Origin of the sequence: Catenulispora sp. EB89 (assembly GCF_041261445.1) — a bacterium.
Lineage (GTDB): Bacteria > Actinomycetota > Actinomycetes > Streptomycetales > Catenulisporaceae > Catenulispora.
On sequence record NZ_JBGCCU010000047.1, the window covers coordinates 1 to 14,725 of the forward strand.

The 14,725-nt window shown below is 69.2% G+C and carries 13 protein-coding genes and 1 pseudogene; 5 read left to right on the forward strand and 9 right to left on the reverse strand.

Annotation, left to right across the window (positions count from 1 at the left end):
* The first annotated feature begins 101 nt into the window (after positions 1-101).
* A complete protein-coding gene (locus ABH920_RS48590) occupies positions 102-746 on the forward strand; it encodes an MBL fold metallo-hydrolase (RefSeq protein WP_370356422.1) in 645 nt (214 codons plus the stop codon).
* 28 nt (positions 747-774) lie between these two features.
* Here the strand turns inward: ABH920_RS48590 and ABH920_RS48595 are convergent, their stop codons facing one another.
* The 8 genes from ABH920_RS48595 to ABH920_RS48630 all read right to left on the reverse strand — a co-directional run bounded on the left by ABH920_RS48595 (position 775) and on the right by ABH920_RS48630 (position 8,918).
* Positions 775-1,869 (reverse strand): ABC transporter ATP-binding protein, encoded by a 1,095-nt coding sequence (locus tag ABH920_RS48595; RefSeq protein WP_370356424.1) that lies wholly within the window; start codon positions 1,867-1,869, stop codon positions 775-777.
* Positions 1,870-1,878: 9 nt separating this feature from the next.
* Positions 1,879-2,430 (reverse strand): RICIN domain-containing protein, encoded by a 552-nt coding sequence (locus ABH920_RS48600; protein ID WP_370356426.1) that lies wholly within the window; start codon positions 2,428-2,430, stop codon positions 1,879-1,881.
* Between the two features lie 212 nt (positions 2,431-2,642).
* Complete coding sequence (locus tag ABH920_RS48605; protein WP_370356428.1) at positions 2,643-3,215, reverse strand: hypothetical protein; 573 nt, start codon at positions 3,213-3,215, stop codon at positions 2,643-2,645.
* Between the two features lie 45 nt (positions 3,216-3,260).
* A complete protein-coding gene (locus ABH920_RS48610; protein ID WP_370356430.1) occupies positions 3,261-3,464 on the reverse strand; it encodes a hypothetical protein in 204 nt (67 codons plus the stop codon).
* A 3-nt stretch (positions 3,465-3,467) separates the two neighbouring features.
* On the reverse strand, positions 3,468-4,220 hold the full coding sequence (locus tag ABH920_RS48615) for an alpha/beta fold hydrolase (RefSeq protein WP_370356506.1): 753 nt from the start codon (positions 4,218-4,220) through the stop codon (positions 3,468-3,470).
* A gap of 146 nt (positions 4,221-4,366) precedes the next feature.
* Complete coding sequence (locus ABH920_RS48620) at positions 4,367-7,228, reverse strand: BTAD domain-containing putative transcriptional regulator (RefSeq protein WP_370356433.1); 2,862 nt, start codon at positions 7,226-7,228, stop codon at positions 4,367-4,369.
* Positions 7,229-7,295: 67 nt separating this feature from the next.
* Positions 7,296-8,078 carry a class I SAM-dependent methyltransferase gene (locus ABH920_RS48625; protein WP_370356435.1) on the reverse strand — a complete coding sequence of 261 codons (783 nt, stop codon included), beginning with the start codon at positions 8,076-8,078 and terminating at the stop codon, positions 7,296-7,298.
* Positions 8,079-8,207: 129 nt separating this feature from the next.
* Entirely contained in the window at positions 8,208-8,918 is a 711-nt protein-coding gene (locus ABH920_RS48630) for a TetR/AcrR family transcriptional regulator (RefSeq protein WP_370356437.1), read from the reverse strand.
* A 125-nt stretch (positions 8,919-9,043) separates the two neighbouring features.
* On the opposite strand from ABH920_RS48630, the gene ABH920_RS48635 reads away from it, so the two are divergent.
* Positions 9,044-9,430, forward strand: a complete 387-nt coding sequence (locus ABH920_RS48635; protein WP_370356439.1) for a nuclear transport factor 2 family protein — start codon at positions 9,044-9,046, stop codon at positions 9,428-9,430.
* A gap of 302 nt (positions 9,431-9,732) precedes the next feature.
* Positions 9,733-10,143 (forward strand): hypothetical protein, encoded by a 411-nt coding sequence (locus ABH920_RS48640; RefSeq protein ID WP_370356441.1) that lies wholly within the window; start codon positions 9,733-9,735, stop codon positions 10,141-10,143.
* 517 nt (positions 10,144-10,660) lie between these two features.
* On the opposite strand, the pseudogene ABH920_RS48645 reads toward ABH920_RS48640, so the two are convergent.
* Positions 10,661-11,089 (reverse strand): annotated as a pseudogene (locus tag ABH920_RS48645) (glutamate--tRNA ligase); the annotation flags it as partial.
* A 254-nt stretch (positions 11,090-11,343) separates the two neighbouring features.
* On the opposite strand from ABH920_RS48645, the gene ABH920_RS48650 reads away from it, so the two are divergent.
* Positions 11,344-12,474, forward strand: coding sequence for a cytochrome P450 (locus ABH920_RS48650; RefSeq protein ID WP_370356443.1), 1,131 nt, complete (start codon positions 11,344-11,346; stop codon positions 12,472-12,474).
* Between the two features lie 248 nt (positions 12,475-12,722).
* A complete protein-coding gene (locus ABH920_RS48655; RefSeq protein WP_370356445.1) occupies positions 12,723-14,063 on the forward strand; it encodes a cytochrome P450 in 1,341 nt (446 codons plus the stop codon).
* Positions 14,064-14,725 lie beyond the last annotated feature (662 nt).

Sequence of the window (14,725 nt, forward strand, 5' to 3'; positions counted from 1 at the left end):
ACAGGACTCGAAGTCCTGGACACACAAGTGCTCACCTGCCAGCGGCTGTCCACCCAGGAGTCTGCCGGATGGCTCACTCCCGAGAATCATTAGGACCCCCTGTGAAGCTCACAAAGCACGCTCATGCCTGCGTGACCGTCGAGAAGGACGGCACCCGCTTGGTCATCGACCCCGGCACCTTCGCCCCGGACGCGGCAGATGCCATCGCCCAGGCCCACGCGGTCCTGATCACCCATGAGCACTTCGACCACTTCGACGAAGGGGTCGTCGCGGCCGCCCTCCAAGCTCAGCCTGACTTGCGGGTCTTCGGCACCGCCGCGGTCGCGGCCGCCCTCGGCAGCCACGGTGGTCGGGTCCGAGCCGTCGCCGCCGGCGACACCTTCACCGTCGGCGCCATCAGCGCAGCCGTCCACGGCGACCGCCACGCGCTGATCCACCCCGACATCCCGTGCCCCGACAACGTCGGCTACCTCCTCGAAGACGGAGCGCTGTACCACCCTGGCGACGCCTACTTCGCGCCCGACGCCCCTGTGCACACTCTTCTGCTGCCGACCAGCGGACCATGGACCAAGCTCGGCGAAGCCGCGGACTACGTCCGTACGATCAAGCCCGAACGGATCGTCCAGATCCACGAACTCATGCTCAGCGACCTCGGCCGGCGATCCACCGCCAACCTCCTCGGCGAGAAGGGCCTGACCGGGATCCCGATCGAGCTCGTCGAGCCCGGTGTCGACGTGCAGCTGTAGCCCCGCCCAAGACTCCAGGGAGCGGGCGTCACCCTGCCAAGCGGTGTCCCGTCTTCTCATCGAAGAGGTGGAAGCGTGCGACGTCGGCACCTCCGGCCACGCCGACCACCACGTTCTCGCCTTTGACGGGAAGTGGGCCGCCGGTGTGGCGGACGACGAGGTCGACCTCATCGCCGCCGACGGTCGTGCGGGTGGTGACCAGGTGGTCGCGGCCGGTGTCGCGGACGAGGATCGTCACGGCTCGGATGCCCTCGCCTTCTCCTCCGATCGTGAGGTCTTCGGGTCGGAGGCCGACGACGACGCGGTTTCCGCTCAGCGAACTGAGCTGCGCGGCGGACACCGGGACCGCCAGGCGGCCGACGCGAGCCGTTCGGCCTTCCACCGCCGCGGTCACCAGGTTCATGGCCGGTGAGCCGAGGAACTGGGCCACCGCGATGGAGGCCGGTTCCAGGAACACGTCCCGGGGGGTGCCGACCTGGTGGAGCGTTCCCCGATCGAGGACGGCGACGCGGTCGGCGACGGCCCAGGCGTCCTCGGACGAGCACGTCGCGTACAGCATCGTGACCCCCAGCTCGCGCTGGAGCGACCCGATCGGGCTACGGCCCCGCATCATCAGCGGGACCCCCGGGCCCGCCAGCGGCTCGTCGAGGCAGACGACGTCGGGGCGGCGGACGATGGCACGGGCCATGGTCGTCCGCTGCCGGATGTCGAAGCTCAGCCCCTCGGGCCTCGATGACAGATGGTCCGTCACGCCGCAGAGCTTCGCGACCTGGTTCACCCGCGCCGCCGCCGACTTCGCCGACGATTTACGCATCGTCAGCGGGAACGCGATGTTCTCCCGCACGGTCAGGTGCGGGAAGAGGGCGAAGCCCTGGAAGATCATCGAGACGGCGCGCTTGTCCGGCGCCGTGCGGCCCACGTCGGAGCCGTTGATCAGGACGCTGCCCCGGTCCAGGGGTTCGAGGCCGGCCAGCAGGCGCAGGAGCGTGCTCTTCCCACTGCCGGACGGCCCCGTCAGCACGAGGAGCTCGCCGTCTCGGACCGTCAGGTCGACCCCGTCGACCGCGGGCTTCCACATGCCGTGGAAGACCCTGGTGGCATCGATGAAACGCACCTCCGCCACGCGCGGTGCCTACGAGCGGGTCCAGTCGATGGAGGGTGCGTAACTGGTCGGGGTCTTGTTCACGGCCAGTCGAAGGCGGCTGGGCTGGCTGGTGTCGGCGCCCAGGAAGCAGTAGTAGCCGCAGTTGGTCGCGAAGGGGTCGAGGTAGTAGCGGATCGCTCCGGAGTCGTACTTGTCGTAGCTCTTTATCCATCTCTGGAAAGGGCTGCCGTTGCACGGCGCGGATTCCACCGTTTGATCGGCGACGTTCGCCTGCAGGCACAGCGACTGGTAGCTGTTGAGCTGGTCTCCGTTGCTATACGCGATCTCGTTCCATTCTTGCGGCAGGGAGCCGGTGCACGAAGTCACAGAGGCCTGGTTGACCGTGCCGCCGAGCGAGGCGGTAACGCAGTTGCCGAATGCGACGTTCCGGATCTCGTAGTATCCCGATCCTGGCTGGGCGTCGGCATGAGCGGCGCCGGAACCCGACACGAGCCCGGCGGAGGCCGAAGCGGCTGCGATCAGCAGCGCGAGAATTCGGGCTTTCGGCCGTGGCGAAAGAACCCTCGATTGTGTGGTCACGCGACTTGCCTTCCTTGAGTAGTCCTGAAACCCGTCGGGCCGCTCGGGCCGCTCGGGTAGCTCACCCGGCGAAGCAGGATCGCGACGATCGCCAGCAGAGGCGCCACGATCTGGGCCGCGGGCCTCGATCGGTTCGGGCCGGTTCCGGTGCTCCTATTGGTGTCAGGCGTGTTGTCATGCACTTTTCCCCCAGTGGGTCGATTCGTACGAGCTCAGCAGTTCTGACGCGACCACGCATCGAGCTGATCGAGATCCGATTTCACGCCGTCCGTCCCCAGCTCTCCCCCCGCCACCTCCGGGTGTCTGACAGAGACGACCAGCGGGCCGGTGACGCCTTGAGCGGGCTGCTGGATTTCAGCGGGAGCCTCCTGGACGAAGTCGTTGGCCCGCTTGGCCACCTCGGCTTGGTCGCCCGGCTGTTGGCCCTGCTGAAGGCCGCGGATCACGCCCACGATGTACTTCTCGTCCCCGCACGCCGAACCGCCACCTCCCGGCGCGGGGGCGGAGGACGCCGCTGCCGACGATGTGGCGGCAGAGCTGTCGGTCGCGGAGGGTGCGGAGGATGCGGAGGATGCGGACGTCGTGGCGGCACCGGTCGTACCGGAGCTCGTACTGCCCGCAGCCGACGAGTTGTGCGAGGAACTGCAGTCGGCCAGGCCCAGAACCAAGGCCGGGGCGACGAGTATTACCGCGAATGCGGTCGCCGAGCGGGACATGATGAGAACGCCCTTCGAGGTCGGATATCTTGCGTCGACCACGGTTGCCGACAGGGGTTTCAGATCCATTGCAGTGCCGCTCCGCCACGCCCGGCCAGCCGTAATTCGGCCAGCTCATCGGCACAGCGGCCACGCGGCGGCGACAGGAGGCGTGGGATCGAGTTCGCGCAAACACCTGAGCTCGTCATCGAAGTAGAGCAGGCCGTATTCCGACATCCGCTCTCGCGGGAAACCGTGCTCGCTGATATCGCCGTGTCCCCAGCGATGGACGACCATCCGCGGCGCGGCTTCTTGCAAGTCCTTGGTACTCGAACCCATGGTTCAGCACACCTCGGATGCTTCGCCGCCCGCGGCGCGAAAGTGTCGTTCGAGGAGGTCGTTGAACGGTTTTCCGGTGTCGGGGATGAGGTGGCCCGCTCCTGGACAGACCGCGCGACTGCCGGCCGTCTCCGCAGCGATGACATCGCAGATGATCTCGTTGGCCTCGAGATGTCCGCCGGAGACGACGAGCGTGTGAAACGGCGCCGCACGAAGCTGTGCCAGCGGCGGCTCGGCCTCGTCCGGAGGCCGGGCGCCGAGAAGCTGCCGGAGCCCTTTGCGCAGGCTGGGCGGAATCGGCTCCGACACCTCGGCCGGAGCACCGACGACGGCGAGGAACTCCCGTAGGGCGTCCGCGTCGGTGGCGTCGCGCAGTTCCAGAACGCGCCGTACCTCTTCGCCGTAGGCATCGACGGCCGGCACTCCGGCAGCCACGGCCGTGCACGGCGGCTCGACGAGGGTCAGCGACCGCACATTGTCCGGACGGAGCGCGGCCGCGTACATCGCCACGATCGCGCCGTACGACATTCCGACGACGTGCACCGGTCTGTCCAGCAGCTGGTGCGCGACCAACACCGACTCCGATTCGAAGTCCTGCCGCGCGGGGGGCGACTCGCCGTGGCCGGGCCGATCAGGGGCCAGCAACGTCCACCTTCGGGTCAGCGGATGTTGGTGGCGCCATCCGGCCTGGCCGCCCCGCAGCCCCCCGTGCAGCAGGAGGACCAGCGGACCACGCCCCGAACGATGGACGTGCATGCGGTAGGACGCCGGCCCGGACGGGGACGGCACGCCGAGTTCGGGTGGGGATTCGGCCGGCGGTTCGCCGGTCACGATTCCTCCGTCGGTCATGATGCTCCTCGGGGTGGCAGTGGCTGATGCCACGACCATCGCGGGAGGTGGTTTCAGTTCCCTTCCAACCGTGCTGAAACATCGAGCGCCGAGGTCCTGAAGAGCTCGATCATCTGGTCCCAGGTCAGTTCGCGTCCGGCTTGTTCGGCGCCAGCCCGTTCGGCGGCGGAGAGCCCGGCCGCCGCGTTCCGATCCCTGGGCGAAGCGGTGGAGTACCGGTCCACCGTGCCGATACGGGCGGCATGCTCCAGTGCGGCTGATCGCAAGGTGACCGCGACGTGCGGGGAGTGGTCGGCCAGAGCGCGCGAACCGGTCCAGACGACGCCCAGGAGGTCGGCCAGATTGCGCTGGCTCTGGAAAACCTCGACGGCTCGGCTAAGCGCGAGAAGCACCGAGCGTGCTTGCGACTGCTCACCGGAGCCGAGCATGCTGCGGGCCAAGGTGAGATCGGCGGTGCCCCGCGCCCAGCCGAAGCCACACTCAGCGGCCTTGTCCCGTGCGGTGTGCAGCAGCTCTTCCCCGCGTGCCTGGTGTCCCTGCTGGACCTCCAGAAGCCCCTCGCACAAGATGGCACTCGACTCGATCCACGCGGGAGCCGGATAGCGGGCGGTCTCTCCCCGATAGCGTTCCAGGGCAGCCTGCGTGGTCGGGATATCGCGCACAGCCGTCGCACCGGCGCCCACGAACACGAGCGCCTTCACCAGCAAAGCGCTCTGCTCGGCGTTCTTCGTCTCGCCGAGCAGATCGGCCGCCGACGAGGCGAGTCGCACGGCCTCGGCGGCATCACCGCAGTGGAAGGAATCGATGGACAGCGCCAGCAATCCGCTCACGCGATCGTTCACGGGCGCCTGCGGGCACGCCCGCATCGCGGAACGGATCAGCCGCATGCCTTCTGCCAGCACGCCGAAACTCGGCCAGACGTATTCGAGCGCGGCAGCGGTGCGCAGCGCCTGGACGGGGTCGTGTTCGAGATCGAAGGCGATACCGGCCCGGATGTTCGGCAGCTCCGCGGAGAGCACGCCGAAGGCACGCACCTCCTCCGGTCCGGTGATCAACGGAGCGTGAGCGGCGACCAGTGCCCTGATCCATCGCGCGTGCACCACGGCGGTGGTGTCGGCGTCGGGGTCGACGTCGTGGCAGTACCGCCGGATCGTCTCCAACACGCGGTACCGGATGGGGTGCTCTGAGACATCCGCCATCACCATGGAGCGGTCGACCAGCGCGGCGAGCGAGGCCGACACGGCCGCGCCCTCGGGCGCGACGGCCTGTGCCGCGTCCCAGGAGAAGCCACCTTCGAACGGCCAGAGCCGCAGCAGCAGCGCCTGATCGTCCTCGGCGAGCTGGTCGAAGCTCCAGCCGATGGCGGCCTGGAGGGTGGCGTGCGGCGTGAGGGAACCGCGGGGCGTGGATCCGAGCACATCCAGGCGTGCCCGCAGATGGCCCGCGAGAGCGCGCAGACCGAACGCCCGCTCCCGCGCCGCGGCCAGTTCGATCGCCAGCGGAAGCCCGTCGAGCAGCCCGCAGATCTCGCGGGCGGCCAGCCGCTCGTCCGGATCGGCGTGCCAGCCGGCGGCGGCGGCCCGGCCGGCCCGGATCCGGTCGAACAGGAGCTGGAGCGCGGCGCCGTCCTCGCCCTCCGGGGTCCGCAGCGGAAGCGGCCTCAGCGGGTACAACTGCTCGCCGTCCACATTGAGCGGATGGCGGCTGGTGGCGAGCACCGTGAGCAACGGGCAGGCCGGCAGTATCTCGGCGAGCAGACCGGCGACCGCCTCGGCCAGGTGCTCGCAGTTGTCGAGGACCAACAACCCGGCCCGGTTGGCGAGGGCCTGCTCGATGAGTGCGACCGGGTGATCGGCCAGATGGGTGATACCGACCGCCGCCGCGACCGCCACCGCGACACCGTCGTCGGTGTGCGCGTCCGCGAGCCTCACCAGCCAGGTCTCACCCGAGTTCCTGGCGGCGGCGTGTTCGACCGCCAGGCGCGTCTTGCCCACTCCGGCCGGACCGTACAGGGTCACCAGGCGATGGTCCGCCAGGACCTCGGCGAGCCTGGTCAGATCGCCGGCGCGGCCCACCAGGGAGGTCGCGGGCCGGGTGAGCCGACGCGGTGCGGACGGCAGGGACCGGACGGCGGGGACCCGCGCCCCCGCATCGGTCGCCGGGGGCATCAACACCGGATCCTGATCGAGCATCCGTTGTTCCAGGTCGCGCAGCGCCGGGCCCGGGTCCACACCGAGTTCGTCGACCAGCAGCGCGCGCACCCGGCGAAGCTCGGCCAGCGCGTGGCCCTGCCTGCCGCTGCGGTACAGCCCGAGGGCCAACAGCTCCCAGCGCCTCTCGCGATAGGGCATCTCGGCGACCGCCTCGGTGAGGTCGACGACGGCTGCCGAGGTGTCGCCGCAGGCGAGTCGGGCGGCCTGGAGCTCCTCGGCCGCGACCGCACGCAGTTCGCTCAGCCGGGCGCGCGCTCCGGCAGCCGCGACGGTCTGGCCGAGGTCTGTCCAGGGGTCTCCCCGCCACAGCTCCAACGCGGTCCGGAAGGCCTGCGCCGACTCGGCCGCCATGCCATCGGCCAGCAGCGCACGTCCACGCTCGACGAGCTCGGCGAACCGACCGTGATCGGTCTGATCGGAGTCGAGAGCGAGCCGGTATCCGGCGTGTGTGCGCTCGATGATGCCGCGTGCCTCCGCGCCGAGCGCCGACCGCAGCCGGGAGACGACGACGCGCAGCGCGTTCACGACGTTCGACGGCTGATCCTCGGCCCATACGTACTCGGCCAGCACGCGATCGTCGACCGGCGCACCATCGGCGATGGACAGCCCGGAGACCACACGTCGCGGCACCGGCCCGCCGAGATCGATCCCGATGCCGTCGACCTCCACCGCGCAGGGCCCCAGGATCCGACAGAACACCATGCCGTCCAACCCCCCGTGACCCGGCCTTCCCACCCCCTCAGCTTACGGGTCAGGCCGAATCGTCAGGTCAGCGCACGGCGCGGTGAACGACGTAGGACGCCGAGACGCGGAACCCGCGCGGGTCCTGGTTGGCCCCGGCGAGCAGGTCGACGGCCGCGGCCCGGACGCTGTCGAGCAGGCCGGCCTGTTCCAGAACCGGCAGGAACGCTGCGCCAAGCGGGTGACGGACGAATCGCGTGGTCCAGAAGTCGTCGACCGAATCCGCGGTGACGACCAGATCCCGGGCCTCGGTGGACAGCGTGAAGCCGTGCGGCGCGAGCAGTTCGCCCACCGCGGTGTGGTCGTGCCAGGCGAAGGGAGCGGCGGCCGGGGCGCCCGCTCCGATCTCTCGCAAAGCGGCGAGCGGAATGGCGGTGATCGCGGGGAACAGGCCCGCCGGGTTCCACGCGGTGATCACGATTCGCCCGGACGGACGGAGCACCCGCGCCATCTCGGCGGCCGCCCGGGCGGCGTCGGAGGCGAAGATCACCCCGAAGACCGACAGCACGGCATCGGCGCAGCGGTCGGGCACCGGAAGGGCTTCGGCGGTGCCGTCCAGGAACGCGACCCTCTGACCGGCGGCAGCGGCGGCCTTCGCGCCGACCTCACGCAGGCGCGCGGCCGGATCGACGCCTGTCGTGTCCGCACCGAGCTCGGCCGCCAGCAAAGCGGCGTTCCCCGATCCGCATCCGACGTCGATGACCCGCTGCCCAGCGGACAGCGCCGCGGCTTCGACCGCTTCGACCGCTGCGGGACGCAGGTCGGTCGCCGTCCACTCGTACTCGCCGAGACTCCAGTCGAGCTGGCTCATGTGCGCCTCAACTCCTCTGTCAGTAGCACCTGGCCGAAGTACCTCGCGGCGACGGACGGATCGCCATCAACGGTAGGCAGCCTGCCTTTCAAGAACACTTCACTCTGATTGTGCTGCGCCGGGATCCGTTCACACGATCCCGCCGCGGGTGGCGGCGCGACGTAAAGGCTTCTTCAGAGGCGAGTCGTCAGATCTACCGATGAGGCTTGCTTGTGACCGCGGCTGAAGACGATTGCCGGCCGACGCCCGGGCGGGGGCGATGACGGTGAAGGCGGCGACGGTCCCTTCGAGCATGGTGCGCAGATCGGCCGGGTCCAGCTCCGGGTCGAGCAGCCTGGTGGCGCACTGGTGCCGCAGCGCTCGGCCCAGCACGGTGGCCGACTCTGTGGTGAGTGCCGGATAGGCGAGCCGGATCGTGTCGACCAGGCCGACGACCTCGGTCGTCAGTGCCTCGTCGAGATGGGCCCGCAGAGTGGGGACGCCCAGCTCGGCCGCCGCCAGGACGGACGGCGCGACGAAGGCGCCGGCCGCTGACGTCAGGGTGTCCAGGCTGATCGCGAGGAGAGCACGCGGATCGGTCGCCGCCAGGTGTCCGTGCCGTTGCCTGAAGTCCGCGCAAAGGCGCTCGAAGTTGGCCGGCGCGATGCCGAAGAGCAGGAGTTCGCGTTTGGTGGAGAAGTAGTGGTAAAGCCCGCCGACGGACATGTTCGCGGCCCGCGCGGCCCGGGTCATGGTGACGGCTCGCCCGCCGTACTCGCCGATCAGCGGGGCGACAGCGAGGAAGATCTCCTGTTGCCGTTTGATCCGGTCCTCAGCCGGGCGGCCGGGTTTTCCGAACATCTGGATCGATTCCTTTCGGCAATCCCGCCCATGCTTGCGTCATTTCCCGAACGACGGCGAGGCTTTGAGAAGCGGTCCCGGCGAGCCGTGAGACCGATCCGACGACGTTCAGACAGGGGACGATTGTGTCCGCGAGCACCATCGACACTATCAAGCAGGTTTACAAGGCGTTCGAGACGCGTGACTTCGGCGTGATCGGCGAGGTCTTCGACCCCGACGTGGAGATCCGCCAGTCGGAGCTGCTGCCCTGGGGCGGGCAGTTCAAGGGACACGAGGGCGCGGTCGAGTTCTTCACCGGCCTGCTGGGCCACATCGACCCGCAGCTGACCGTCGAACGAATCATGGACGCGGGCGACCGGGTCGTCGAGATCGGGCGCAGCATCGGGTCCACCGTCGCCGGCGGCGTGCGTTTCGACGTTCCCGAGTTGCACATCTGGCAGATCCGTGCGGGCAAGGTCACGAGCATGGAGATCTACATCGACGTCCCGGCGATGCTGAAGGCGCTCGGCTGACGAAGCCGAGCGTGTGGACCCATATTCGAGCCCTGATTCAGATTGGCTGGCAGACCCACAGACCCCTGCCCGAACCCGGCGGTCTCGGCTGGAATGTTCCCGATACGGCACGGGCGCCGGCGCCCCGTTTTCGGGAGGGGATCTCACAGCGCTACCGCATCCACGCAAGGTGAGACGCAGGTCAGCGTTGTTGACGTCGGCCTTCGCCCGGGCTGTCACCGGGCTGGTCGGCGCGACGGCCGCGCCCTGCGCATGCCGCGACGGCGGACCTGACCCTGGCCTAGCCTGGCCATGGGCTGCTCATGCTGGTCAAGGGCATCCCGGATATCAGGGCGCTGCGCGCGCCCGACCCGGCGATCGCCGCACAGATGCTGGATCTGGCGCCGTATCGGCCGGTGTCGGCGATGCCTGCGGTCCGGCGCGACCCGTCGGTGGCCGTGGGTGCCGGCACCGTCGGCGAAGACCTGGGCGATCGGGTCCGCGACGCCCTCGGCGAGGATGCGGTCGCCGTGGAATCGGTCGAGATCTTGTCCCAGGCGCTATCCCGCCTCGGCGCAAGCGTGGATCAAAGGAACCTGCTGGTGCGGGTGGTGCTGCGCCGCTTGGACCGGACGCTGACCGATACCGAGGCGAACCGGCTGCGCGACCGGGTCTACGCCGCGATCCACGAAGGCACCGTCTTCCAATGGGCCGCAGGTCCGACGGCGCCGTAACACCGTGATGCAGCACGGCTGTGCTGTCGGCGCCTGGACGTCGGACTTCAAGGACGTGTCGCCGGTGAGCACAGGCCCGGGTCGAGGTGGTCCAGGCGGTTCAGCGGGCTGGGATCGCGCGGCCGGTAGGGCGCCGAGCTCCGCGATCGGCTCCAGGCCGTTGACGTGCAGCCAGTTCGCCGCAGCGAGTCGTCGCATGGTCCGCGGCGGTTCGATCAACTGCGTGATCCGGTGGGTCAGCGGCCCATCGGGTCGGTTGCCAGCCAGGACCGCACGGCTCGAGCAGGCGCCGACATGCGCAGGCATGGTCGAGCGCGTCGTCGTCGAGCTGCCGCCCGCTACACCGCGTTCGGCAACGATACCGGCATCCCGGGGCTGGCAATTCCTGCTGGCTTAGGACCGGACAGCCTCCCCATCGGGGTGATGCTCTACGGACCGCCCAACCAGGACGGACTCATGCTGCAGTTGGCGAACCAGCTGCAGCAGCCCAGACCGGACTGGTTCGGGCTGGCGCCTCTCAGGCTTGACGGCTAAGAGTTCGCTCGCGGCCAAGAGCTTCCAACGACTCGAACAGCGGGAATCCGACCGTTCGACCGGTCGTAGCAACTCGCACCGGTGCCTGGGCCTTGCCCATCTTCAACCCCAGTGGAGCTGCGACGGCTTCCAGAGAGGACTTGGATGTCCGCGGTGCGCCAGTCACAAGCTTTACCGCCTTGGACCATGACTGCTCATCGTGGACTGGCTCCGACAGGAACAGGAAGTCGACGTAGTCGACGACCTCGCCCAAGACCGTGATCCTTGTCTGGACGAGCGGTGCGACATGCTCGAACACGGAAGCGTCAAAGTCCTCCGGCGCCCAAGGTGCGCGCGGTGACCGAAGCCAGGGCTGACACGCCTCAATCAAGTCCGCGGCGGTGAGCGCTCGGATGACAGCACCCTTGTGAGCCACATACCCCAACGACGCCGTATCCGAGTGTTCGCTCATCGTCTTGGCGCGGAGCTTGACACGGATGGAGTATTCCGCCAGATCAAGCCAAAAAAGTCTCAGAGAAAGTTCCGGGAGTTTCCGGCTTACCGGCTAGGGGGGACTCGATAGCACGAGCCCCGGCTCATTCTCCGTGTATCGCGGCACGGCTCACCGTATCTGGAAGCGTCCTGTGGGAGGTCGGCGTGTCGCGGTCGGATCGTGGAAGAGAGCTGTTGCCTCAGCTGGAGGCCGCGCGGCGGGATCAGGGCGACGTGGTCCGCCTACCGCACACGCCGGTCTGTTTCGCGGACCCCGAAGCGGCCAAGGCGGTGCTCGGCAACCCGGACGGGCTGTTCCGTGAGCACTCTGACTTCTTCCACATCCGGCACGGGATCTTCGGACCGCGGCAGGCCCAGGTGGATATCGCTCGGGCCGGTCGGGTCTTCCTGCGCGAGCGGATGGCCGAGGTGTTCGCCGCGGTGCCTGAGGCGGTGGCCCGGAGTCTGGTCGGCGTCGGCAGCAGCGTCGGAGCTGGAATCGGAGTCGCAGAGACCGAGTGGCCAGACGCCGGGAATCGCCTGGTCTACGACCTGACGGCCGACCTGCTCGTGGGGCGGCACCGCGACCCGGCGCAGCGGGCACTGCTGAACGAGATCTTCGAACGCGGCGTGCTGGCCGGAGCGCGAGGCCGGTACTCGCGGCGGGAGCGGGCCCGGTTCCGGAAGCGGGCGTTCGACGGACTGGCCGAAGCGGTGCGGCAGAGCCGGCGCGCCGGCAGCGGACATCCGCCGGGCGACCTGTTGGACGTCGTCGCGCTGAGCGCCGGGGATCAGCCCGACCGCGACGTCGCGGAGGTCTTCATCTCGCACGTGTTCGCGCTCACCGGATCGGTGGGCTTCGCGCTGGGCTGGTCGGTGCTGCTCACCGGCGGCGTCGCGCCGGAGAGCGCGCGGCACGGCTGGGTGGTGCGGGAAGCGCTGCGGATGTGGCCGGTGGCGTGGCTGTTCGGACGGACGGTGGCCCAGGACCACGAACTCGCCGGGACCCGGCTGCGCCGCGACGACGACGTGATCGTGTGCAGCTACCTGGTGCACCGCCATCCGGAACACTGGCCCGAGCCCGACGCCTTCCGCCCGGAACGCTGGGCCGACCTGACCGGACCGCCCGCGTACCTGCCCTTCGGCTGGGGCCCGCACAGCTGCACCGGTGCGGCGATCGCGCTGGAGCTGGTCGAGCGGCTGCTCGAGGAGATCTTCCGCTACGAGGTTCGCGTGAGCGCCCGCGCCGACCGGCCCGACATGGGCCCGGCCCTGGCGCCGCCCCTGTTCCGCGTCCGGGCGACCGCCCGAACGTCTACCTGCTGACCGTGTAAGGAGGTGACCATGAGGAAGATCGCGCATGCAACGCAGCGGGCGCTGTCAATCAGGACCCGCGGGTACTCGCGGTACTTCAACTGGTACGTGTACCACAACATGTAGAACGGCTGCCTCGCGCCGGGAGGGCGGATCCGCTCTCCCGGTCGAGCGCGCCGAGCACGCGGGGCGCGCCGAGCACGCGGAGTCGATAAGGCTAGTCGAGCGCTTCGAGCACTTCGAGCAAGCTGAGGAGACACATGGAAGTGCCCGCAGCGGACAGCGCCGACCAGAACGCACGCGAACCGGAGTCCCCGGAGCAGCGCGAGTTCATCAGCACCCTGCGCCGGCGCTACCACGACGAGGGCAGCGTCTTCTGGGTCGACGACGGCGAACTCGGCATCTTCGACCCCGACCTCGCGCGGCGGGTGCACACCCACAACGTCGTCGGCTCGCCGCTCGGCGACCGGCTGATCGACCTGCTGCGCCGCCGCCCCAGCCCCGTCGTCACCTGGGATCAGGTGCGGGGAGCGTGGCTGGGCCGGATCCGCGCGCTGTCCGGCGCCCAGACCACCGCGGGGCTCGAAGAACGCATGCGCGCCGTCTTCCACGCCCGCCTCGGCCGGGAAGTGGACTTGGTGTGGCTCGCGCACGAGACCATCACGCGCGCCACCGTGCCCGTCATCATCGACGGCCTGTCTCCGCGCGCCGCGGCCGTCGTCCACGCCGACCTGATCGGCAAGATCCGCCACCTGCTCGCCACCGCCGAGTCCGGCCACCTCGACAACTCACGGCTGTCGACGTCGCCCATGACGCAGATCCGCGCCGGGCTGGCCGTGCGGATGGAGCTCCGAGGGCGCTCACGCGGGAGCCGGCCGGGCCGGCTGGACCTGACCGAGCCGATCGTCCGCGACCTGCTGCCCGACCTCGGCATGGACCGGGCGGTGGACGCGGTGACCGCGATGCTGACCGCGGTGGCCGGACCGCCGGGGTCCGCCGCCGCGAGTGTGATGTTCGAGTTGCAGCGGCAGACACACTGGGCCGAGTTGCTTCGCAAGGAGCACCTCGATGTGCCGGACGAGGAGTTCCACGCCTCGCCGACCCGCAGCGCGCCGGTCACGCATCGGTTCGTCAAGGAGGTGCTCCGGCTGTGGAACCCGCCGTCGCTGCTGGCGCGCGTCGTCCGGCGGGAGACCAAGGTGGCCGGTCACACGTTGCATCCCGGCCAGCTGTATCTGCTCAGCTCGCTCATGGTGCACCACGATCCGGCGTACTGGACGGATCCGGAGACCTTCGACCCTGATCGCTGGCTGCCGGAGGCATCGAATGCGAACTGTCCGAACGGTCCGAACGGTCCGAACGGTCCGAACGGTCCGAACGGCACAGGCGAGCCGACCGCGCGGGCGCCATACATACCGTTCGGCTGGGCGCCGACGTCCTGTGTCGGGGCCACGTTGGGAACCACACAGCTGATCCTGCTGTGTCGACTGCTGACGACGCGATACGCGCTGACCCCACGGCCAGGCGGGCACGCACGCATGATGCTCGCAGCCGTGCCCACGCCCACACGGTTCTACGGACAGGTGACACTTCGCGGCTAGTCCCGGCCGTGTGGCCGGAGCAGTGCAGAAGGGGATCGTCGCCGAGATCCCGCTGGCGGATCTGCCGGAACCCTGGCTGGAGTGTCCGCCGTCACGACGAGCTTGGGACGGATCATCCCGGGTCGAGGCACACTTCCTCTACGGGGACTCAGGACTCCGATTCGCGTGATGAACGCGCCAGGCTAAGACTTTCTGCACGGGGAGGTAAAGCAAAGTGGCTTGGTGGTCAGCTGAAGCCGTGGCCGCCAAGCCACTCTAGGGGCTAGGTCGTGTACCACTGCTGGTCATTGTTGGCGTTGCAGTTCCAGATGATTGCGGGCAAGCCTGCGCCGTTGCTGCCGCCGTCCGGCGACGGACTGTGCGCTGAGCTCGAGGCCACTGGCCGTGGGTGCGGTGCTGGCAGCAGAGGCCGGGGCTGTTGTTGCGATCCCGATGCCGACGGCGAGCAGTACGTTTGCGACGGCGGCCACAAAGCGGGGTTTTCAGGCCAGGCCGAACGCTACGTGCCGTGACGTTTCGGTCAAGCCCAGGACGGTTTAGCTCAGTCTCACCCGAAGCTGACGGAACCACTCTCGTGCGAGCCGGTCACTTCCGGGTCGCTTCCGGGTCGCTCGACCGTCCCAGGCTTCTGCCACGACACTCCTTGGCCAACGCCCACACGA

What these genes read in the sequence shown, in the direction of transcription:
- ABH920_RS48605 (WP_370356428.1), bottom strand. Translation starts at nt 3,215, where the DNA reads ATGGATCTGAAACCCCTGTCGGCAACCGTGGTCGACGCAAGATATCCG.
- ABH920_RS48610 (WP_370356430.1), bottom strand. Translation starts at nt 3,464, where the DNA reads ATGGGTTCGAGTACCAAGGACTTGCAAGAAGCCGCGCCGCGGATGGTC.
- ABH920_RS48615 (WP_370356506.1), bottom strand. Translation starts at nt 4,220, where the DNA reads ATGCACGTCCATCGTTCGGGGCGTGGTCCGCTGGTCCTCCTGCTGCAC.
- ABH920_RS48620 (WP_370356433.1), bottom strand. Translation starts at nt 7,228, where the DNA reads ATGGTGTTCTGTCGGATCCTGGGGCCCTGCGCGGTGGAGGTCGACGGC.
- ABH920_RS48625 (WP_370356435.1), bottom strand. Translation starts at nt 8,078, where the DNA reads ATGAGCCAGCTCGACTGGAGTCTCGGCGAGTACGAGTGGACGGCGACC.
- ABH920_RS48630 (WP_370356437.1), bottom strand. Translation starts at nt 8,918, where the DNA reads ATGTTCGGAAAACCCGGCCGCCCGGCTGAGGACCGGATCAAACGGCAA.
- ABH920_RS48640 (WP_370356441.1), top strand. Translation starts at nt 9,733, where the DNA reads ATGCTGGTCAAGGGCATCCCGGATATCAGGGCGCTGCGCGCGCCCGAC.
- ABH920_RS48655 (WP_370356445.1), top strand. Translation starts at nt 12,723, where the DNA reads ATGGAAGTGCCCGCAGCGGACAGCGCCGACCAGAACGCACGCGAACCG.